The sequence below is a fragment of the Burkholderia sp. PR2 genome, assembly GCF_052372875.1.
Classification (GTDB): domain Bacteria; phylum Pseudomonadota; class Gammaproteobacteria; order Burkholderiales; family Burkholderiaceae; genus Burkholderia; species Burkholderia diffusa.
In genome coordinates this window covers 1,185,605-1,206,519 of sequence record NZ_JBQRWH010000004.1, presented here as the reverse complement: position 1 = coordinate 1,206,519, position 20,915 = coordinate 1,185,605, and the positions used below count along the sequence as shown (strand labels likewise).

The following is a 20,915-nucleotide window of genomic DNA, read 5'->3' as shown; positions in this document are numbered from 1 at the left end:
AAGACGCCGGCAATGCCGGCAAACGGCCCTGACGGGACCAGGAAGGCGGAGACGAACGTGCGGAACGACATGGCAGTGCGAACGGCGACGAATAAGGACCGGCAAGCGGCGGCAGAGGGTCAAAAATACGCGCGCAGACGGCTTTGGCCGCGCACGCTCGGCATTATGGCATCAAGGATTCGAAAGCATCATCGGACCCGTCTGAAAGGATATCGACTGACGTTTCGGCGCGACATTTTTCGGCATCCGGACGAACGGGAATCCGGGGCCGGATATGCGCTGCGCGGACGTCGCGCGGGCCGCACGGCGCTATCGTGCGTTGACGATCGGGAAGAAACGATGACCGACGGATGCGATACGCATGTCCGTGACGCCAGCGAGGGCCAGCCGGCCGAAGCCGCGAAGCAGCTGGGTGTCACTCAGCCGCGCGGGTCCGATCTGTTGCGCGGCAAGATGAACCTGTTCGGGTTCGACGCGCCCGTGAGCATGGCGGCGGCGGTCGGCCTGCGCGTCGATCTGCAGGTACGCGAATCCGCCTGACGCAGCCGTGAAGCACGGCGGTGCGGGGCCGCGCCCCGCCGCTCACGATCCGCCGAACCAGTTGTACCCCTGATCGACCCAGTAGCCGCCCGGGTAGGTGTCGGTCACGAAGATTTCCATGATGTGCTTCGGATTCTTGTAGCCGAGCTTGGTCGGCATCCGCAGCTTCATCGGAAAGCCGAATTCGGGCGGCAGGCGACGGCCGTCGTAGTCGAATGCGAGCAGCGTCTGCGGATGCAGCGCGGTCGGCATGTCGATGCTTTCGTAGTAATCGTCCGCGCATTTGAAGCCGACGTATTTCGCGTGCGTATCGGCGCCGACGCGTGCCAGAAACGCGCCGAACGGCGTGCCGCCCCAGCGGCCGATCGCGCTCCACCCTTCCACGCAGATGTGTCGCGTGATCTGCTCCGCGTGCGGCAGCGCATACAGCTCGTCGAGCGTCCACACGCGCTTGCCCGTCACCCGGCCCGACAGCACGAGCTGGTACGTCGATGCGTCGACGTGCGGCACGTCGTCGATGCCGTAATACGCGTTGAACGGGAACGGCCGCGTGATGTCGGCCTCGGTATAGGTCGGCGCGAGCCGCTCGCCGCTGAACAGCCAGGCCTGCACGCGATCGTTCATGCGCGACACCTTCTCGAGGAACGCGTTGACCGATGCGTCGTCGTGCAGCGTGCAGCCGGTCAGCATCGTCAGGCCGCCGAGCGTCAGCACGCGCCGGTTGAAGAGGCGCCGCGACGGCATCTCGAGTTCGCGGCGCACGTCGAGCTCGAGCGACTTGCGGTCGAGCGTCCAGCTCGGCTGACCGCGGTTGTTTCCGGATTCCGACATGATGGGTTCCTTCGCCCGCGGCGTGCGGGTCAGCGACCGCGCAGCATCGCGAGCAGCGAGCGCGGCACCAGCAGCGCCATCGCGACGTGTACGACGAAAAATGCGACGAGCAGCGACATCGCCCAGAAGTGCACGACGCGCGCGTTGTCGTAACCGCCGAACAACTCGCGCAGCAGCGGAAACTGCACGGACTTCCAGATCGTGAGCCCCGACAGCACCAGCACGATCAGATCGACGATCGCGGTCAGGTATGCGGCACGCTGCACCGCGTTGTAGACGCTCAGGTCGTCGTGCGACAACCGGCCGCCCAGCGCCGCGCGCACGTCGCGCCATATCGACGCCGGCGTGACGGGCAGCATCTTGCGCGCGAGGCGGCCCGTCGCGATCGACATCGCGAGGTAGAACAGCCCGTTGCAGACCAGCAGCCACATCGCCGCGAAATGCCATTGGAGCGCGCCGCCCAGCCAGCCGCCGAGCGTGATGCCGTGCGCGAACGTGAACGGCGGATAGATCGGCGACGCATCGTAGATGCGCCACCCGGACAGTGCCATCAGGATCGCCGCGAGCGCGTTGAGCCAGTGGCTCACGCGCACCCACAGCGGATGAATCTTGCGGGCGGGCGGCGTGGCTGCCGTGCGCCCGGCAGCGGGAACGGTTTGCATGATGAAGACTCCCGAAACGTTGCGGCGGTGCGCGATGCGCGGGCGGCCTCGTGTACCGCATGCGCGGGCCGCGCCCCGCCCGCGTCGGTCAGTTCGACGGTGCCATCTTGTCGCCCGACATCGACTTGCCCATCGCGTCGTGCGACATCGCGTCCTTCTTCATCGCGTGCTTCTTCATGGCGCCTTTCTTCATCGCCCCATCCTTCGCCATCGCGTCGTGGCCCATCGCATCCTTCGACATCGACGAGCCTTCCTTCGACATCGCGTCGTTCTGCGCATACGCACCCGTTGCGGCCATGGCGAAACCGGCGACACACGCTGCGATCAGTACTTTTTTCATGACATCTCTCCGAAACATGGGTTTGAGGAGACGAATAGACGGAGGACGTCGCGGGATATGACAGCCGTTTCGAAAATATTTTTTTGGGGCTGCCAGAAGTGCCGCCATGCTGCGCCGCGCCGTCGTTGTCAGCCGGGCTGCAGGGCCGTGCGGCGGTGTCATGCATCGCGGCTTGCGCGGCTGGCGCGCCGCCCGTAATGCTGCAACTGCACCGCGGCAACCGATCTGCCACCGGTTGAAACCGCCGCGAAGCCAGTGTATCGTGTGCGCTGCTAACGCGGGGGTCCTGCAATGCGTTCGGTCAAACAACCGGCATTGCGGGTGAGAAATACCCTTTGAACCTGATCTGGATAATGCCAGCGCAGGGAAGCGTACGGATTTCGCCGCCATCCTTCTGACGAAATCCGCCGCCTCACCAAGCCTCGTCTCCTGCTTAGCTCGAGCCCCACATTCGTCAAGGGCTCCGGGCAAGCGCCGTGGCGCCTGTCCGGCGCTCACACAGGAGATTGCATGAACGCCAATCCGAAGTTTCTGTCCGCGGACGCCCATGTCGACGCCGCTGCCGTCGCCCCGCTGCCCAATTCGCGAAAGGTTTATGTAACCGGCTCGCAGCCCGACATCCGCGTGCCGATGCGTGAAATCACGCAGGCCGACACCCCGACCGGCTTCGGCGGCGAAAAGAACCCGCCGATCTACGTGTACGACACGTCGGGCCCCTACACCGATCCGGACGCGAAGATCGACATCCGCGCCGGCCTGCCGGCACTGCGCCAGCGCTGGATCGAAGCGCGCGGCGACACCGAGGTGCTCGACGGCCTGTCGAGCCGGTACGGCCTCGAGCGCGCGGCCGACCCGGCCACCGCCGACCTGCGTTTCCCGGGCCTGCATCGCAACCCGCGCCGCGCGCAAGGCGGCAAGAACGTCACGCAGATGCACTACGCGCGCCAGGGCATCATCACGCCGGAAATGGAATACATCGCGATCCGCGAGAACCAGCGCCGCGCCGAGTACATCGAGAGCCTGAAGTCGAGCGGCCCGAACGGCGCGAAGCTCGCCGCGATGATGGGCCGCCAGCACCCGGGCCAGGCGTTCGGCGCCGCGGCCTTCGGCGCGAACGCGCTGGCCGAGATCACCCCCGAGTTCGTGCGCGACGAAGTCGCGCGCGGCCGCGCGATCATCCCCGCGAACATCAACCACCCGGAATCCGAGCCGATGATCATCGGCCGCAACTTCCTCGTGAAGATCAACGCGAACATCGGCAACTCGGCCGTCACGTCGTCGATCGGCGAGGAAGTCGACAAGATGACGTGGGCGATCCGCTGGGGCGGCGACACGGTGATGGACCTGTCGACCGGCAAGCACATCCACGAAACGCGCGAGTGGATCATCCGCAACAGCCCGGTGCCGATCGGCACGGTGCCGATCTACCAGGCGCTCGAAAAGGTCAACGGCAAGGCGGAGGACCTGACCTGGGAAATCTTCCGCGACACGCTGATCGAGCAGGCCGAGCAAGGCGTCGACTACTTCACGATCCACGCGGGCGTGCGCCTGCAGTACGTGCCGCTCACCGCGAACCGGATGACGGGCATCGTGTCGCGCGGCGGCTCGATCATGGCGAAGTGGTGCCTCGCGCATCACAAGGAAAGCTTCCTGTACGAACACTTCGAAGAGATCTGCGAGATCATGAAGGCGTACGACGTGAGCTTCTCCCTCGGTGACGGCCTGCGTCCCGGCTCGATCTACGACGCGAACGACGAAGCGCAGCTCGGCGAACTGAAGACGCTCGGCGAGCTCACGCAAATCGCGTGGAAGCACGACGTGCAGGTGATGATCGAAGGCCCCGGCCACGTGCCGATGCAGTTGATCAAGGAGAACATGGATCTCCAGCTCGACTGGTGCAAGGAAGCACCGTTCTATACGCTCGGGCCGCTGACCACCGACATCGCACCGGGCTACGACCACATCACGTCGGGCATCGGCGCCGCGATGATCGGCTGGTTCGGCACCGCGATGCTGTGCTACGTGACGCCGAAGGAGCACCTCGGGCTGCCGAACAAGGACGACGTGAAGGAAGGGATCATCACGTACAAGCTCGCCGCGCACGCGGCCGACCTGGCCAAGGGTCACCCCGGCGCGCAGGTGCGCGACAACGCGCTGTCGAAGGCGCGTTTCGAGTTCCGCTGGGAAGACCAGTTCAACATCGGCCTCGACCCGGACAAGGCGCGCGAATTCCACGACGAGACGCTGCCGAAGGATTCGGCGAAGGTCGCGCACTTCTGCTCGATGTGCGGCCCGCACTTCTGCTCGATGAAAATCACGCAGGACGTGCGCGAGTTCGCGGCGCAGCAGGGCGTGTCGGAAACCGAGGCGCTGAAGAAGGGGATGGAAGTCAAGGCGGTCGAGTTCGTGAAGACCGGCGCCGAGATCTATCACCGTCAGTAAGTCGGCAAGCGAACGCGGCGGTCCGCACGGACCGCTTCGCTTCGTGAAGCACGGCAGAAAGCCCGCTTTCGAGCGGGCTTTTTTGCGCGCACACATCCCGCGCGCACGCATCCCGTGTACCCGCCGGCGCACGGGAAACAATTGATTACGAAACCGCTCGAGCCTTAACAAGTCCTTACAACCGCCGCGCGGAACGACGCGTAGATTGATTGCATGCGCGGCCGTCAGGCGGTCGCGCGACCTCCGTTCACTACCACAAGGACAACGATCATGAACCATTCGATTCGGCGTTTTGGGGTATGCGCGCTGCTCGTCGCGACGGTGGCCAGCCTCTCGGCCTGTGATTCGATGACACGACGCCAGCGCGATACCGCGATTGGTGCGGGTGTCGGCGGCGTCGCCGGCGCGGCGATCGGCGGCAACGCGCTGTCGACGCTGGGCGGCGCGGCAGCCGGCGGCATCATCGGCAACCAGGTCGGCAAATAAGCCGGCCGGCTTATCCGGCTGCCGCGCGACGCGCGGCAAGCTCCGGCTTGACGGCGTTTTCGCACGGCGGAAACGCCGTTTTTCACATGCGGCGCCGCAACACGCCGCAGCGGCCCGGAAATGATCCGTTACCGTTTAGCGCACCTTGTCATCGCCGGGCGGCCTAAGCTTAAGCATCTGCCGATTGCCGGCTCCGCCGGAGAGACATCATGAACAGGACCCTCGTCGCCGCGGCGCTCGCGTGCACGATGCTCGCCGGCTGTTACTACCCTTACGGCTACTATCCGTCCGGCTATTACACGGCGGCGCCGGTGCAGCCCGCGCCCGTCTATGTCGATCCGGGCCCCGCGTACTACTATCCGGCCCCCGCCTATGCCCCGGCCTGGGGTGGCTACTGGGGCCCCGCGGTGTCGCTCAATTTCGGCTTCGGTGGACGCGGCGGCTGGCGCCATCATTGAACGGCCGCCCCGGCCGTCCGGCCGGTTCGCGTCGGGGGTGAGCGGATTTCCCGGTTCTTGCCGTTTCATCCGATCGTGAAACGATGGCACGGGAGCGCGGTGTAAGATTCTCCGCATCCCGTCCCCTCGCCCGCCACGCTCGATGTCACCCAAGAACGCCTTTCTGCTGACCGTCCTCGCTGCCCTGTGGGGCGCGTCGTTCCTGTTCATCCGGATCGGCGTCGCCGACTTCGGTGTCGCGCCGCTGATGGCGCTGCGCGTTGGAATCGGCGCGCTGTTTCTCGCAGGCTTCGCGCTGACGCGCTTCAAGCCCGCCGAGCTCGGCGCGCAGCTACGCCGTCGCGCGTGGCCGTTGTTCGTCGTTGGCGCGCTGAACTCGGGCATCCCGTTCTGCCTGTTCGCGTTCGCCGAACTGACGCTGTCGGCCGGCGTGACGTCGGTGATCAACGCGACGACACCGCTGTGGGGCGCGCTCGTCGCCTATGTTTGGCTGAAGGACAAGCTGTCGCTGCCGCGCGCGCTCGGCCTCGTGATCGGCTTTGCCGGCGTCCTCACGCTCGTGTGGGATCAGATCGCGAACGCGCACGGCAGCACCGGCGCCAACGCGACCGCGCTCGCCGCCGCCGCCGCGCTCGGCGCGACGCTGCTGTACGGCATCGCGGCCAACTACACGAAACGCACGCTCAGCGGCGTCGATCCGCTCGTCAACGCGACCGGCAGCATGATCGGCTCGACCGTGCTGCTGCTGCCGTTCGCGATCGCGACCTGGCCCGCGGCAGCCGTCGGCGCGCATGCATGGGGCGCCGTGCTCGCGCTCGGCATCGCCTGCACGGGGATCGCGTATTTCATCTTCTTCTACCTGATCGCGCATGTCGGCCCGGCCCGCGCGATTACGGTGACGTTCGTGATCCCGGTGTTCGGCCTGCTATGGGGCGCGCTGTTCCTCGGCGAACACGTATCGGTCGTGATGATCGAAGGCTGCGCGATCGTGCTCGTCGGCACCGCGCTTGCCACCGGCGTGATCAAGCGGATTCCCGGGCTCCGCCCGCGCGGCGGGGAAGCAGCCTGAGCGGCCGGCAGGGCCGGCACCCCGCCGGTGCGGGCTCCCCGCGACGCGCCGGCCGCCGATGCTCGAGCGCCGCGCGTCGACCGGTGCGCGACGGCGCATGTCGAGTTTCGCCTGATGCCGATGCAGCCGCCCGGCTTTGCCGCTCTCCCGCTCTCCCGGATTCTTCGCACGCGGTGCACGCGGCACATGCGACGCTGTCGCCGCATACGCGACCGGTGGCCCTTGCGTGTCGCGCTCCCGGGCGGAATGCCCCGTCCAGCCGTCGGTGTAGCGTTTGCGTCTGGAGTTACCCTGATACGCGCGCCGCGCCATTCCCGTTACACTCGGATCACTCATCCGCAGAAGGCGGTTACGATGCACCACGTTCTCTCGCGTCCACCTGCGCGTGCGACGGTTTCTGCGTGGCGCGCACGATACCGCCCCCCGATCGCCCCAGGGCATCGTTGACATGAAGCCCTCCCGCGACCTCTCGCTCGATTCCCTGCTCGAACGCCTCACGCCGACGCCCAGCGGCTGGATCGCCACGTATCGCGAGACGACGCTGCGCAGTGTGTTTCAACCCGTGCTGTCGATCACGCACAAGCGCGTGGTCGGCTATGAAGCGCTGCTGCGCGTCGTCGACGAGAACGGCACGCTGGTTTCGCCGGTCGCGCTGTTCGACAGGACCCGTGCCGCTGCCGACGCGTTGCTGCTCGACCGGCTCGCTCGCTGCCTGCATACGGCGAACTTCGTTGCGCAAGGCATCGGCGACGGCTGGCTGTTCCTGAACGTGACGCCGCGCGTGCTCGATTCGGGCCTCGTGCAGCGCGAATTCGTCGAGGCGCTGTGCCGTCATTTCGCGCTGCCGCCGAACCGCATCGTGCTGGAAGTCGTCGAGCAACCGGCGCGCGATGAAGCCGCGCTCGCCCGCACGATCGACATGATCCAGCATCGGGACTTCCTGATCGCGATCGACGATTTCGGCACCGGGTTCTCGAATTTCGACCGCGTGTGGCGCGCACGGCCCGATATCGTCAAGCTCGATCGATCGCTCGTCGAACGCGCGAACGCGTCGGCCGACGATCGCCGCATCATGCATCACCTGGTATCGATGCTCCATCAGGCCGGCGCGATGGTGCTCGCCGAGGGTGTCGAAAGCGACGACGCGCTGCAGACACTGATGGAGGCCGATATCGATTTCGTCCAGGGCTTCCAGTTCGGCCAGCCCGATGCGTCGATCGCGCACGCGAGCGCCGCGGCGCCCGCGATGCTCGACGCCGCGTGGCAACGCTTTATCGCCCGTCGGCATACGCCAGCGATCGCCGAGCAGCCGGGCTTCGACGCGATCGAGCGGCTCGTGCTCGCCGGCGCGGCCGCATTTTCCGCGAGCGGCAGCCTGCAGGACGCCGCGCAGCGCGTATTCGTGGTGCCGGCCGCGCGCCGGGTGTTCGTCACGGACGAGATCGGCGAACAGTTCCTGCCGTCGATCGGCGCGCGTCCCGAGGACGGCCAGACGAGCGGCACGCGGCTCTCGCCGCTGTTCCCGGAGACGCACAGCAACTGGTCGCGGCGACCGTACTTCCAGCGCGCGATCGCGGCGCCAGGGCGCGTCGCGCTAATGGGTCCGCACTTCTCGCTGACCGAAGGCCGCGATTGCTACACCGCAGCCGTCGCGATTCGCGCGCAAAACCGTCTCGTCGTGTTCTGCGTCGACTTCGTGCTCGACAGTGCGGGCACCGTGATGCGGTAGCGCATATTGCCGCACGACGCCGCCCGCCATGCAGGCCGGTCGGCCTTTTCTTTCGTCAGTCGATCACCTTCCCTCTTCCGGACTTCACCACGCTGCGGCGCGACTTGTGTTCGAGCCGCCGCTCCTTCGATGCGCGTGTCGGCCGTGTCGCGACCCGCGCACGCGGCGTGTACGCGACGCTGCCGATCAACGCATCGAGCCGCGCGAGTGCTGCGTCGCGGTTTTTCTCCTGAGTGCGGTATTCCTGTGACTTGATCACGACGATGCCGTCGCGCGTGATGCGCTGGTCGGACAGCGCGAGAAGCCGTTCCTTGATGACGGGCGGCAGCGACGACGCGCGGATGTCGAAACGCAGGTGAATCGCGCTCGACACCTTGTTGACGTTCTGGCCGCCGGCACCCTGCGCGCGCACGGCAGTCCATTCGACTTCGGCCGGATCGAGCGTATAGCGGATCATCATCGCGACGTCTCCTTGCGGCGCCGCGCGAGCGCCTCGTCGACGCGGGCCGCAAGGCCCGAATCGCGTTGCGTACGTGTCGCGACTGCCTGCGCCAGCACGCGCCGCGGGCCGATCACCTGCACGCGCGTGCGCGCACGCGTGACGGCGGTGTAGACGAGTTCGCGCGTGAGCACACGGCTGAACGACGCCGGCAGCACGAGCGCGGCCTCGTCGAATTCGGAGCCCTGCGACTTGTGGACGGTCAGCGCAAACGCCGTCTCATGCGGCGGCAGCGCCGCGGGCGACACGGCGCGCGCGGTGCCGTCCGCGCGGCGGAACCATACGCGCAGCACGCCGTGCGCGTCCGGCAACGCGATGCCTATGTCGCCGTTGAACAGCCCGAGCGCATAGTCATTGCGCGTCACCATGATCGGCCGCCCGGTGAACCAGTGTGCGCCGACCGCGAGCGGCACGCGCACGGCATGCCGCACGTGCGTGGCCACCAGTGCATTGACGTGCTCGGCGCCGCGTGAGCCGGTGCGCGTCGCGCACAGGATCCGGAAGCGGTTGAGCGCATCGAACAACGGCAACGGATCGGGCTGCGGCCCGGACAACGCGGTGCGCAACGCATCGATGTACGCACCGAACCGGCGCGCGAGCCGCTCGACCGTCGACGCCGCAAGCGTCTCGCCCGCGTCGTCGTGAAACGACGCGGCAGCGGCATCGTCAGCCGGCAACGCGTCGAGCGCGCCCTGCACGTCGCCGCGGCGGATCGCGAGCGACAGGCGGCCGATTGGCGAATCGAGACCGAAGCGGTAATTGCGTTCGAGCCACACGACGCAGTCTGCGAGCGGTGCGGGCGACGGGGCGGCGATGTCATCGGCTCGCGCTGCAGTGGTCGACACCCGTGTTGCCGCCCCTCCCGCATGGGCCGGATCGAGCGGCGCGAGCTCGACCGCGTCGAGCCACGCGAGTTCGTCGGCTTCGATCCATGCAGGATCGGTGGCTACGGAGGTGCCTTCGAGGTCAGCGGGTGCAGGTGACGACGAAGCCGCCGGAGAAAGCACCTCGTCCTGCGGGTCGTCGTCGAACAACGACGCCTGGCGCGTATCCACGTTGCGCCGCGCCGATGGCTTGCGCGCCCCGTTCGCCGACAATGGCGCGGACGCCGGGGGTTGGGCCGCAACAGCAACCACCCCCGCCGCCTCGCCGTCCGGCACCGGCAAGGCCGCGACGAAAGCCGCTTCGTCGATCCCGAGCGCATCCGCGATGCGCGTGCGCGCAGCGGCGGTGAACGTCGGCCGTGCGCTGAGTTCGGCGAACACGGCGCCGGCCTCGACCGCGGCAAGCTGATCCTTGTCGCCGAGCAGCACGAGCCGGGCGCCCGGCGCGAGCGCATCGAGCAGATGCGCGGCGAGCGCGACGTCGATCATCGACGCCTCGTCGACCACGATCAGGTCGTACGGCAACGGATTGTCGCGATGATGGCGGAAGCCCGCCGCCCCGCCGCCGCCGAGCAGGCGATGCAGCGTGTACGACGTGTCGGGCAGGCGCGCGGCAAGTTCCGGCGGCAGGTCGCCCGCCCGCGCGTGCAGCGCTTCCTGCATCCGCTGCGCAGCCTTGCCGGTGGGTGCCGCCAGCGCGATGCGCAATCCCGGCTGCGCGTCGAGCAGACAAGCCAGCACGCCGACGACGGTCGTCGTCTTGCCGGTGCCGGGGCCGCCGCTGACGATCGTCACGCGTCCTGTCAGCGCAACGATCGCCGCGACGCGCTGCCAGTCCACTTCGCCCGTCGCGGGCCCGAAGTAACGCACGAGACTGTCGCGCAACCGGTCGGGCGACAGCACGTCGCCCGGTGCGGCGACGCCGGCCTGCGCGACGAGCGCATCGGCGAGCCGACGTTCGTAGTCGAAATAACGCGACAGATACAGATGGTCGTGCCGGTCGACGATCAGCGGCCGCTCGTCGCCGCGCGCGAGCATGCCGAAGGCCACCACGCCGCTCGCGGCAAGCGCTGCGCGCACGTCGTCGAGCGGTTCCTCGTAGCGCTGCGCGAGCGCGCCGAGCGACACGCATACGTGGCCGCCCGCGGTCGCCCGGCTCGTCGCAAACGCGGCACGCGCCGCCCAGCGCGCAGCCGCGGCCGGTGCACCCGCGCGGCGCGACAGGTCGCCGATGCGCCGCGCGAATCCTTCCGCGAGCGCGATGCCGAAATCAGCCGGCTCGGGCAGGCGCGCAACGAGGCCGCCGGTGAATTCGAGCGTATCGTCGGACACGTTCATGCGCGGCCCCCTTCCATCATCCGGTCGAGCGCGTCGACGAGTTCGCGCGCGGGCCGCCGCGCATGCACGCCGGCCGGTTCGCCGGCACTGCGCCAGTCCGGCCGCACGCCACGCACGAACAGGTACAGATAGCCCGCGATATGCGTGTCGTAGTCATAGTCGGGCAGCCGCCCGCGCAAATAGCGATGCAGCGCAACCGTATAGAGCAGCGCCTGCAGGTGATAGGCGTGATTGGCCATCGCGACGTCGAGCGCACGCGGGCCGTAAGCGTCCGGCGTATTGCCGAGATGGTTCGACTTCCAGTCGACGATCCAGAAGCGGCCGTCGTGTTCGACGATCATGTCGATGAAACCCTTGATGAAACCGGCGAGCACGCCCGCGTCCAGCGCAACGTCCGGATAGCCGTGCGCGACCAGCAGCCGACGCAGCGCGCCCAGCTCGAGCGATGGCGCCGGGAACAGGAAACCCATTTCGTCGAGCCGCTTGGCGGGATCGAGATCCGCGAGCCGCATGCCCGGCACGAGCTCCGTGCGCACGACATCGTCGACGAGCCGCGCCATCATCGCGGGCAGGCGCGTCGCGAGTTCGGGCTCGGCCTCGACTGGCCGGTCGTGCAGCGCGCCGAGCGCCGCCTGGTGCCACGAATCGGGCTCGGCGAACCGGCTGAGTTCGAACAGGCGGTGCAGACACTCGCCCGCTGCCGCGCCGCGCGGAAACATGAGGATATCGTCGTCCGGCGGCTCGACCTCGACCGCGACGGTATCGGCCACGGCAAGCGCGCCGTCCGGCGCGACGGCGGCAAGCGCATCGTGATCGGGCCGCAGATCGTCGTCCGGCACGACCGCGACGCCCGCCTCCTCGCGCGCCATCGACGCGGTCAGCGAACTGAAGCTCGCCAGCCGCCACGCGTCGCGCAGCACGCGCGTCGCATGGCGTGCGGCGAGCGTCTGCGATGCATCGTGGCCGGCAGCCAGCCGCTCACGGCGCGCCGGCACCGGCAACGGTGCAACGCTCACGGGCCCGCCCGCGAGCGCTTGCCACGCGGCGTCGAGCGCCGCTTCGTCGGGCGGCTCGTCGAGCCACGCGTCGAACGACTGGCCGGCCCCGGCCACGAGCCAGTTCAGCACGCTGCGCCGCGCCTCGCGGGTCGAGCGCGACGACAGATAAGGCCCGGCGACGAGATAGCACCGATAGACCGCGCGCGTGAGCGCCACGTAGACGAGCCGCGCGCGTTCCGCCGCCTGTTCGCGCAACGCCTGGCGCGCGGCATGTTCGGCTGCTTCGTCGTCGCACCCGTAATGCAGCACGGCGTCGCCCGCATCGTCGTGATACTCGCGCGCGTCGGGTAGCGCCGACGCGGGCGGCTCGCGCAGCCCCCCGTCGTTCAGGAACGGACAGAACACGACCGCATATTCGAGGCCCTTCGACTTATGCACGGTCACGATCTGCACGAGGTTGCGATCGGATTCGAGACGCAGTTGCGCTTCCTCGCCGCCGCCGTCCAGCCGTTGCGCGGCGAGCCAGCGCAGCGTCGGTGCGATGCCCGGCTGCGCGGACGCGCGCGCCTGCGTCAATTCGGCCAGGTGGTTGATGTCGGTCACGCGGCGTTCGCCGTCGGCGCCGGCCATCAGCCGCTCGGCGATCCGCAGCTCGCGCGTGAACGTGCGCCACATCACCGCGAAGCCGCGTTCGCGCCACAACAGCCGATAGCGCGAGAAGCGCTCGACCCAGCTCATCGCGTCCGCACCGTCGGCCGCTGCGCGCGACACATCGCCGTCGCCCTGCTCCATCCGCCACAGCGCCCCCGCATCGAGGCCGAACCAGTCGGCGGCAAGCGCCGCACGCAAGCGCCGCAGGTCGCCCGGCGCATCGATCGCCGCAAGCACGCGCTCGAGCTGCTCCGCATCGCCGGTCGAAAACACGGACGCCTGCGCGAGCTCGACGCTGCCGATGCCCCACGTGGCGAGCACGCGCTTCACGAGGCTGCCCTGCCGGTGCGTCTGCACCAGCACCGCGATGTCGCCCGGCGACAACGGCGTATCGCCGAGCCGCACATGTCCTTCGCGCGCGCCGCGCATCAGCCGGGCGATCTCGGCCGCGCACGCCTGGGCGGCCTGTGCCTGCGCGTCGCGCTTGAGCAGCGTGGCGTCGCCGCCCGGCAGCGCCCAGATCCGGAAATCGCCGGATGGGCCAGGATCGGTTCCGTCGACGAACGGTGCGCGCACGCGCGTGCCGGCGCGCACCGCGTAATAGTCGAGCCCGTCGAGCACGAACGCACGCGGGTTCGACATGAAGAAGCGGTTGCACGCATCGACGATCGCCGGTGTCGAGCGCTGGTTGACCGCGAGCGTGTAGCACGCGCTCGCGCTTGCCCGCGCGGCGAGATACGTATGCAGATCCGCCGCGCGGAAGCTGTAAATGGCCTGCTTCGGATCGCCGACGAGAAAGAGCGGCCCGCCCGGTGCGAAGATCCTGTTGAAGATCGCGAACTGCAGCGGGTCCGTATCCTGGAATTCGTCGATCAGCGCGGCCGGATAGCGCGCACGCAGCGTCTCGGCGAGCCACGGATGCGCGTGCAACGCGTGATACAGGTTCGTCAGCAGATCGTCGAACGACACGACGCGGCGCGTACGCTTGCGTTCGGCCAGCTCGCCCGGCGCTGTGTCGAGCCAGTCGGCGACCAGCGCGAGCCAGCGCGCGCGTTGCGCGGCCTCGGCGGCGGCCACCGCCGCTTCGAGCGCGTCGGCCACGTCGAAGAACGGGTGTTCGGGGGTCGCGCCGCCCTTTTTCGTCGCCTTCGCGAGCGCGGTGCGGGTGAGCTTGAGCGCCGCCTTCGGTATCGCGGTAGCCGCGTTGCCTTGCGCGAAATGCGCGGACCACGCGCCGAGCGCATCGGCAACCGCGTCGGGCTTGTGCGAACGCTGATTGAGCACGGGCTGCGCGGTGCGCAGCAATGCGTCGATCGCATCCCGCTCGTCGGCCCACATCCGCGCGGCCTCCGCGAAGCATTCGACGGCAGCGGCCTCCGCCGATTCGTCCGGTTCGACGACGCCGTCCCAGCGCAGCGCGGCGAGCGGCTTCTTCAGCCGCCGCGCGAGCTGGGCGTCGAGCGCGGCCGGGCCCGCGCCCGAATCGACGAGCCACGTCGCGAAGCCGGGCCAGCGCGCGGCCATCGGCTCGACGCGCGTGCGCCAGAAGTCCGCCGCGAGCTCGAAGCGCAGCGCCGCATCGTCGGCCTGCATCTCGAACGCGAACGGCATCGCGGCCGCGAACGGCGCCTCCTGCAGCGCGCGCTGGCAGAACGCGTGGATCGTGTGGATTGCCGCTTGGTCGAATGAGCGCAGCGCTCGCCGGATCCGCTTCGCGGCGGTCTCGGGGTCGAGCGCGCCGGCTTCGCCGAGCGTCGTCTCGAGCAGGCGCGCGACGAACGGATCGCCGCCGTCGTCACCGGTATCGAGCGCATGCGCGAGTTGCGCCAGCCGCCCGCGGATCCGCTCGTGCAGTTCGGCCGTCGCCGCCTTCGTGAAGGTCACGACGAGGATTTCGTCCGCGCCGAGATCCTTCTCCAGCAGCAGGCGCACGTAAAGCGCGCAAATGTTCCACGTCTTGCCGGTACCGGCCGACGCCTCGATCTGGTTGACGCCGTCGAGCGGACACGCGAACACGTCGAGTTCGAGCGCCGCCTGCGGCTGGGATGCGGCGCTCATGCGACCTCCTTCAGATGTTCCAGCATCGGCTCGAACACGAGCCGGGCGAGCGTGCCGAACGGCTCGTCGAGCGACGGATGTGCGCCGCGCCACGCGATCGCGATCGCCGGATCGTCGGCTTCGCTCACCACGCGCTCGTTGATCCAGACGCTCGCGGCCTTCGCCTCGCCGTCGGAAATGCGCGCCCACGCACTGCGCGGGAAGAACCGCAGCGGCATGCGCCGCCCCGCGCGAAACAGCGCGGCGAGCGGCGCGAGGCGCTCGAGCGGTGCCGCGACCGGCGTGAGTTCGAACGCGCCGCCGCTGCCGAACCACAGCGTGCGGCGCGGGCCGTCGGGCTCCACCGCGCAGTAGACGAGGTGCGCGAGCCACGCGGACAGGTAGTCGCGCGCGCTCGGCCGTGCATAGCGATAGATGATCTGGCCCGCCGGCGTCAGCCGGTTCAGCGTGCCGTGCAACTCGAGCGGCACGCTCACCGCATCGTCCGACAGCATCGCGTCATCGGCACCGAACAGCGCCTGTTCGGTGTCGGGCCATGCTGGCGCGATCACGAGCGTGAATGGCCGCCGTTCCATGCCGTCGGCCAGCGCACGCCGCACGTTCGACGCAAGCTGCGTCATCGAGCCGAGCGCCTGGTCGCGCCAGACGGCGCCTGTCGCGCCGCCCGGCAGCTCCGGGCTGGCGTCCGCGATACGCAGCGCGTGATCGTGCACGCCGCCTTCATCCGATTCGATCAAAAGCGGCAGCACGCGCTCGGCGAGCGCGTCGCTGCCCGCGAAGTCGAGTGCGAACGGCTCTGTATCGAGCAGTTCGGCCTGCGCGTCGGCCAGCACGATGCCGAGCCGCGCGCGCAGCAGCGCGCGGGCCGGATGCCGCCAGAACCGCTCGAATTCGCTGAACGCGACGGGCTCGACCGGCTCGGCCGGCAGCGGTTGCGCGAAGAACGGCTGCTCTTGCGTGGCATCGCGTGCGGCTTCGGCTGCCAGCAGTGCCGCGAGCGTCGCGCGCTCGGCGTCGTACGAAGCCAGTTCGCTGCCGGGCCGGAAATACTCGGCCGCGAACGGTTGCAGCGGATGTTCGACGACGAACGCGCGCCGCGCGGCATCGACGGCGTCCGGTGGGGCGTCCGCGCCGGCCGTGACGAGCGCGAGATGGTCGAGCAATTCGTCGACGAGCGCCGCGGGCGGCAACGGCGCGTTATCGCGGATGCTGCGCCCCGTATAGGCAATCAGCAGCCGGTCGCGCGCGGCGAGCAGCAGGTCGAGGAACAGGTTGCGTTCGTCGTCGCGGCGCTGCCGGTCGCCGAGCTTCGGCAACACGGCCATCAGGTCGAACTCGTCCGCGCGAGCGAGGCTCGGCAGCACGCCGTCGTCCATGCCGAGCAGGCACACGACGCGGTATGGCAGCCCGCGCAGGCTCGTCAGCGACGAGAACGTGACGCCGCCCCACGGCACCCCGCCGCGCGCCGGATCGTCGAGCGCGGCTGCCAGCCCCGCGCGTACGACGGCCGCGGGCAAGGCTTCGTCGGGCGCGCCTTCCGTCATCGCGGCGAGCATCGCGTCGAGCGCGTCGCGCACGCCCGACAGCGCATCGGCATATGCGGCACCGGAGTCGAAGAACCGCGCGAGCGTGTCGGCGAACAGTTCGCTCCAGGCGCGCGGCGTGTGCGCGTCGGCGAGCCGTCGCGAGAAGCCGTCGAGATCGTCCGTGAAGCGCGCGAGCCGGCCGAGCAGTTCGGCCTCGCTGCCGGTCGCCGCCTCGATAGGCAGCCACGCGCCGACCGGTGCCGCGCCTTCGGGCATCGCATAGCCGAGGAAGAGCCGCGCGAGCGCATCGGAAAACGTATGGCGGGGCGCAGGCACCGCCGCATCGTCGCTCACCGTCGGCGAAAGCCCGCGCCGCGCGCCTGCGGCCGCGAGCCAGGTCTGAACCGTCTCGAGCGCGGTTGCGTCGATGCCGTAACGGGCTGCCACCGCGTCGACGCGCAGCCATTCGACCAACTCAGGCGCGCCGACCTGCCGTTCCGGCAACGCGAGCCATTCCAGCAGCACGCGCGCGACCGGGTTCGCCTGCGACGGCGGCAGGCCGGTGATCCGGTAAGGCACGCGCGCGCCGCCGGCGCCCGCCGTACCGAACACGGCATCGATCAATGGCCCGGCCGCCGCGAGATCGGCGACCGCCACGAGCACATCGGACGGCTGCAGTGTCGCGTCCGCATCGAACCACGCGAGCAGGCGGTCATGCAGCACCTCGAGCTGGCGCGCGAGGCTGTGGCATACGTGCACCTCGATCCCGCGCTCGGCCGGCGCTTCGCCCAGCTCGGCCTCCGGTTGCAGGTCGAGGATGGCGTTCTGCACGCGCGCGAGCCAGGTCGGCGCGGGATTCCCGACGAAACGCGACGCATCGCCTGACGCGGCGCTTTCAGTCAGTTCGTGCAGCATGTGCAGCTGCGCCTGCGTCTGCCGGCCCCACTCCGCGAGCAGCGGATGGCCGACTTCCTGATAGTCGAGCCGGCCGGCCGCATCGAGCGCTTCGGCATGCGCGGCGGTGACGATGTCGAACCAGAATTCGCGGCACGGATTGAGCGCATAGACGCGCACGTCGATCCAGCGCGACAGCTCGCGCAGCAACGCGACGTGCAGCGGCGGCATCGTCGGCAGCGCAAACACGCTGACCGATTCCGGCCAGTCGGCACGCGCGACGGTCTCGAGATCGAGGTTGCGCGCCTCCACGAGGAAGCGATGCGCGGGTGGCGTGCCGCTGTCGCTCAGCTCCGCGAGCAGCGCACGCCACAGCGCCGCCTGCCAGTGCTCGTCGTCCCGTGCGGCATCGCTGATTCCGCGCGGCGCGGCGTCGCCCGCGAGCACCGACTCGCCGGCCTGCCATGCGGCCAGCCATTCGGGCCGATAGGTCAGGTAATGATCGAGCACGGCCGCGACGCGCTGTGCGAGCTCGTAGCGCATCGCGTCGTCGGACGCCGACAGATACGCAGCCAGCCGCGGCGACGCGAGCCACGGCGCGCTGCCCGCGCCCTGTGCGAACAGCCGGTAGCAGCGCCACACGAGGCGATCGGGTGCGAACGGCGAGCGCGCGGGCACCGTCAGCACGCGGCCGATCTGCGCCCACAGCCACTGCGCGAGATACGTGAACTCGACGTTCGCGCACACGCCGTGGCGCGCGGCGATGTCGAGTTCCAGACGGCGGCGAAGCGCCGCGCTCGGTACGATGACCTGTTGCGGCGCCCACGGGCCGTTGCGGGCCGGGAACGCGGCCAGGTCGTCGAGCAGCGCGTCGGCCAGCGTTTCGTGACGGTTCGAATAGAAGAGATGGAGCATGAAGCGGGTGTCGGAGCCTCGCGCCGGCCAGGCCGTGCGAACGGGAGCACCAAGGATAGCAAAAGGGCCGTCGCGGCGAACCTCGTCCGAAAGGCCAGGTTTTGCGGACCGCGAAATACGATAGACTCGTCGCCAGTCATTACGACGCCCCGGGCGTCTTCGTCTGTCATTCAGCCCATCGATGCGCTATTCGGTCGAAATCAGAAAGTTTTTCTACAGCCAGTACTTTTTCGGCGGCCTGCGGATCGCGGTCGGCGTATCGCTGCCGGCCGTGCTGTGCCTGATCGTGTTTCACAACCGGGAACTCGGCTTCACGATCTCGACCGGTGCGCTCGGCGCGTGCGTCGTCGACATGCCGGGCCCGCTGAAGTACAAGCACAACGAAATGCTCGCGTGCAGCGTGATCGGCTTCCTGGCCGCGCTCGCGACCGGCCTCGCCACGCCGAACATCTTCGCGCTGTGGCTGACGATCGTGCCGCTCACGTTCGTGCTGTCGCTGATCGTCGTCTACGGCAACCGCTGGCCGCAGATCAGCTTCGCGACGCTGTTCATGATGGTGATGACGCTCGAGGAGAATTTCACGCCGCTGCAAGCGTTCGTCAATGCCGGCTGGATTCTCGCCGGCGGCCTCTGGTACACGTACTGGGCGACGCTCGTGTCGCAATGGCAGGCGCGCCGGATCGAACAGCAGGCGCTCGCCGAAAGCCTGTTCGCATGCGCCGACTACCTGCTCGCCCGTGCGCAATTCTACGATCTCGATGCCGATCTCGACGAGTGCTATCGCAATCTCGTCGCGAAGCAGATCACCGCGGTCGAAACCCAGGAAACCGCGCGCGACATCGTGCTGCGCAACCTGCCGAAGCTGCGCCGCGGCAAGCTCGACCCCGGCCGCACGATGATGTACAACCTGTTCATCAACAGCGTCGACCTGCACGAGCTGTTCGTCGGCGCGCACACCGACTACCCGCTCGTGCGCAACACGTTCGGCGGCTCCGACCTGATCATTTTCTATCGCGACCTGATCCACAAGGCGGCCCGCGACCTCGAGGAAATCGGCCTCGCGGTGCTCGAGAATCGCGCGCCGCATTCTCGGATCAACGTGAAGGCCGAACTGCGCGCGATCGAGTACGAGATCGAGCTGATGCGCAAGAAGAACTTCCCGGCCACCAACGCGGAAGCCTACGCAGCCGTGCTCGCGACCTTCCGCCGCATCTGGAGCGCGACGCGCCTGATCGACCGGATGCGCCGCAACCTGTCGGGCCATGCCGATCCGCAGCAGACCGAACTGAAGATCGACAAGGCGCTCACGCGCTTCCTGCAGCGGCGCCGGATGTCGCCGCTCCTGATCTTCTCGAACCTGAACATGCGCTCGCCGAGCTTTCGCCACGCGCTGCGCGTGACGATCGCGGTCGCGGTCGGCTTCTGGCTCGGCCGGCTGCTACCGCTCACGAATGCCTACTGGATCGTGATGACGACCATCATCATCCTGAAGCCCGGCTACTCGCTCACCAAGCAGCGCAACGCGCAGCGTATCGTCGGCACGCTGATCGGCTGCGCGGCGAGCATCGCGCTGATCTACACGGTCAAGGAACCGCACCTGCTGATCGCAATCATGTTCGGGTCGATGGTGATGAGCTACAGCCTGCTGCTGTTCAACTACGCGGCGAGCGTCGTGTTCACGTCGTCTTACGTGCTGCTGATGTTCCACCTGCTCGCGCCGGGCAGCATGCGGATCATCGGCGAGCGCGCGATCGACACGGTGGTCGGCTGCATGATCGCGATCGCGGCGAGCCGCCTGTTCCCGTACTGGGAATACCGGCTGATGGGCAAGCTCGTCACCGACATGCTGACCTCGACACGCAGGTATTTCGAAGCAGTGTGGCGCGCCGGGCGCGGCGTGTCGCCGCCGCCCGTGCCGGCCGCCGACGGCGCGGCGGTCGTGCCGGTCGTCGCGGCGGCAATCGAGACGCCGGCCGCCGCCCTCGACGACGACTACCGCTATCGCCTCGCGCGCAAGGACGTGCACATCGCGTTCGCGAACCTCGGCCAGGCGTTCCAGCGGATGATGATCGAGCCGAAGGCGCACCAGCGCTTCGTGCCGGAGCTGAACGACCTGCTCGTGCAGACCCACGTGCTCGGTGCGCAGATCACCGCCGCCGCGCCACTGATCCGGAGCGCGTGTGCGGCCGACGAGAACATCGTCCACGACGATGCGTTGCGCCGCGGCCTGTCCGCCGTGCTCGAGAACCTCGAGAAGGCAGAAGCCGGCGAACCGCCGCCGGCCGACCAGCTCGACGCGACGAAGCAGATCACCCGCGACCTCGACGCGATGGTCGTGTCCGCGGAAAAATCCGACGCGGTCGGCGCCGAGCTCACGCACGACCTGAAGGTGCTCGCGCACCAGTGCAAGCAGATGCTCGCGTCGTCGCTGCTGATCCGCAAGGACGCGAGCGTCATCCGCCTGCCCGCATGACGCCATGACGTCGTTCCGCCACCGGCCGCCCGCACACACGAGCGGGCCGGCCGGCAGCGCTCCCCGCGCCCGCAACACCCTTCCCGAAGCATGACCCGCACGCCCCTTACGGCCCACGCGCC

Annotated in this window: 13 protein-coding genes, 1 pseudogene and 1 riboswitch; of the genes and pseudogenes, 7 read left to right on the top strand and 7 right to left on the bottom strand. The window is 68.7% G+C overall.

All coding sequences use genetic code 11. The features are described from left to right. Nucleotides 1–375: 375 nt before the first annotated feature. Nucleotides 376–540: pseudogene (locus ACT2FV_RS22855) on the top strand (XRE family transcriptional regulator); the annotation flags it as partial. A gap of 42 nt (nt 541–582) precedes the next feature. On the opposite strand, the gene ACT2FV_RS22850 reads toward ACT2FV_RS22855, so the two are convergent. From ACT2FV_RS22850 to ACT2FV_RS22840, 3 genes are all read right to left on the bottom strand, one after another. Next, nucleotides 583–1,371 carry a molybdopterin-dependent oxidoreductase gene (locus ACT2FV_RS22850; protein WP_444504846.1) on the bottom strand — a complete coding sequence of 263 codons (789 nt, stop codon included), beginning with the start codon at nt 1,369–1,371 and terminating at the stop codon, nt 583–585. A gap of 29 nt (nt 1,372–1,400) precedes the next feature. After that, entirely contained in the window at nt 1,401–2,033 is a 633-nt protein-coding gene (locus ACT2FV_RS22845) for a cytochrome b/b6 domain-containing protein (protein ID WP_124623204.1), read from the bottom strand. An 88-nt stretch (nt 2,034–2,121) separates the two neighbouring features. Beyond that, on the bottom strand, nt 2,122–2,373 hold the full coding sequence (locus ACT2FV_RS22840) for a pentapeptide MXKDX repeat protein (protein WP_059603444.1): 252 nt from the start codon (nt 2,371–2,373) through the stop codon (nt 2,122–2,124). Nucleotides 2,374–2,642: 269 nt separating this feature from the next. Next, nucleotides 2,643–2,759: riboswitch (TPP riboswitch) on the top strand. A gap of 124 nt (nt 2,760–2,883) precedes the next feature. On the opposite strand from ACT2FV_RS22840, the gene thiC reads away from it, so the two are divergent. From thiC to ACT2FV_RS22815, 5 genes are all read left to right on the top strand, one after another. Continuing rightward, complete coding sequence (gene thiC, locus ACT2FV_RS22835; RefSeq protein ID WP_226114002.1) at nt 2,884–4,815, top strand: phosphomethylpyrimidine synthase ThiC; 1,932 nt, start codon at nt 2,884–2,886, stop codon at nt 4,813–4,815. A 270-nt stretch (nt 4,816–5,085) separates the two neighbouring features. Beyond that, nucleotides 5,086–5,301 (top strand): glycine zipper 2TM domain-containing protein, encoded by a 216-nt coding sequence (locus ACT2FV_RS22830; protein WP_059449419.1) that lies wholly within the window; start codon nt 5,086–5,088, stop codon nt 5,299–5,301. A 209-nt stretch (nt 5,302–5,510) separates the two neighbouring features. Then, on the top strand, nt 5,511–5,759 hold the full coding sequence (locus ACT2FV_RS22825; protein ID WP_444504845.1) for a hypothetical protein: 249 nt from the start codon (nt 5,511–5,513) through the stop codon (nt 5,757–5,759). A 142-nt stretch (nt 5,760–5,901) separates the two neighbouring features. After that, complete coding sequence (locus tag ACT2FV_RS22820) at nt 5,902–6,828, top strand: DMT family transporter (RefSeq protein ID WP_124623206.1); 927 nt, start codon at nt 5,902–5,904, stop codon at nt 6,826–6,828. Nucleotides 6,829–7,276: 448 nt separating this feature from the next. After that, nucleotides 7,277–8,557, top strand: a complete 1,281-nt coding sequence (locus ACT2FV_RS22815; RefSeq protein ID WP_059603432.1) for an EAL domain-containing protein — start codon at nt 7,277–7,279, stop codon at nt 8,555–8,557. 55 nt (nt 8,558–8,612) lie between these two features. Here ACT2FV_RS22815 and arfB read toward each other — a convergent pair whose 3' ends face one another. From arfB to recC, 4 genes are read right to left on the bottom strand one after another with little or no spacing between them, the layout of a single operon-like run. After that, nucleotides 8,613–9,017 (bottom strand): alternative ribosome rescue aminoacyl-tRNA hydrolase ArfB, encoded by a 405-nt coding sequence (arfB, locus tag ACT2FV_RS22810; RefSeq protein WP_059603429.1) that lies wholly within the window; start codon nt 9,015–9,017, stop codon nt 8,613–8,615. After that, entirely contained in the window at nt 9,014–11,278 is a 2,265-nt protein-coding gene (locus ACT2FV_RS22805) for an AAA family ATPase (protein WP_444504844.1), read from the bottom strand. Before ACT2FV_RS22805 ends, arfB begins: the two co-directional genes overlap by 4 nt. Then, nucleotides 11,275–14,985, bottom strand: coding sequence for an exodeoxyribonuclease V subunit beta (gene recB / locus ACT2FV_RS22800; protein ID WP_444504843.1), 3,711 nt, complete (start codon nt 14,983–14,985; stop codon nt 11,275–11,277). The genes ACT2FV_RS22805 and recB overlap by 4 nt, the downstream gene beginning before the upstream one ends. Beyond that, complete coding sequence (gene recC / locus ACT2FV_RS22795; RefSeq protein ID WP_444504842.1) at nt 14,982–18,320, bottom strand: exodeoxyribonuclease V subunit gamma; 3,339 nt, start codon at nt 18,318–18,320, stop codon at nt 14,982–14,984. Before recC ends, recB begins: the two co-directional genes overlap by 4 nt. Nucleotides 18,321–18,501: 181 nt before the next feature. Here recC and ACT2FV_RS22790 point away from each other — a divergent pair, with 181 nt between their 5' ends. Continuing rightward, nucleotides 18,502–20,793: an FUSC family protein gene (locus tag ACT2FV_RS22790; RefSeq protein WP_226113998.1), complete on the top strand. Its 2,292-nt coding sequence runs from the start codon at nt 18,502–18,504 to the stop codon at nt 20,791–20,793. Nucleotides 20,794–20,915 lie beyond the last annotated feature (122 nt).

Excerpts from the sequence above, each read along its gene's own strand:
- ACT2FV_RS22850 (WP_444504846.1), bottom strand. The coding sequence starts at position 1,371 with ATGTCGGAATCCGGAAACAACCGCGGTCAGCCGAGCTGGACGCTCGAC.
- ACT2FV_RS22845 (WP_124623204.1), bottom strand. The coding sequence starts at position 2,033 with ATGCAAACCGTTCCCGCTGCCGGGCGCACGGCAGCCACGCCGCCCGCC.
- ACT2FV_RS22840 (WP_059603444.1), bottom strand. The coding sequence starts at position 2,373 with ATGAAAAAAGTACTGATCGCAGCGTGTGTCGCCGGTTTCGCCATGGCC.
- thiC (WP_226114002.1), top strand. The coding sequence starts at position 2,884 with ATGAACGCCAATCCGAAGTTTCTGTCCGCGGACGCCCATGTCGACGCC.
- ACT2FV_RS22830 (WP_059449419.1), top strand. The coding sequence starts at position 5,086 with ATGAACCATTCGATTCGGCGTTTTGGGGTATGCGCGCTGCTCGTCGCG.
- ACT2FV_RS22825 (WP_444504845.1), top strand. The coding sequence starts at position 5,511 with ATGAACAGGACCCTCGTCGCCGCGGCGCTCGCGTGCACGATGCTCGCC.
- ACT2FV_RS22820 (WP_124623206.1), top strand. The coding sequence starts at position 5,902 with ATGTCACCCAAGAACGCCTTTCTGCTGACCGTCCTCGCTGCCCTGTGG.
- ACT2FV_RS22815 (WP_059603432.1), top strand. The coding sequence starts at position 7,277 with ATGAAGCCCTCCCGCGACCTCTCGCTCGATTCCCTGCTCGAACGCCTC.
- arfB (WP_059603429.1), bottom strand. The coding sequence starts at position 9,017 with ATGATGATCCGCTATACGCTCGATCCGGCCGAAGTCGAATGGACTGCC.
- ACT2FV_RS22805 (WP_444504844.1), bottom strand. The coding sequence starts at position 11,278 with ATGAACGTGTCCGACGATACGCTCGAATTCACCGGCGGCCTCGTTGCG.
- recB (WP_444504843.1), bottom strand. The coding sequence starts at position 14,985 with ATGAGCGCCGCATCCCAGCCGCAGGCGGCGCTCGAACTCGACGTGTTC.
- recC (WP_444504842.1), bottom strand. The coding sequence starts at position 18,320 with ATGCTCCATCTCTTCTATTCGAACCGTCACGAAACGCTGGCCGACGCG.
- ACT2FV_RS22790 (WP_226113998.1), top strand. The coding sequence starts at position 18,502 with ATGCGCTATTCGGTCGAAATCAGAAAGTTTTTCTACAGCCAGTACTTT.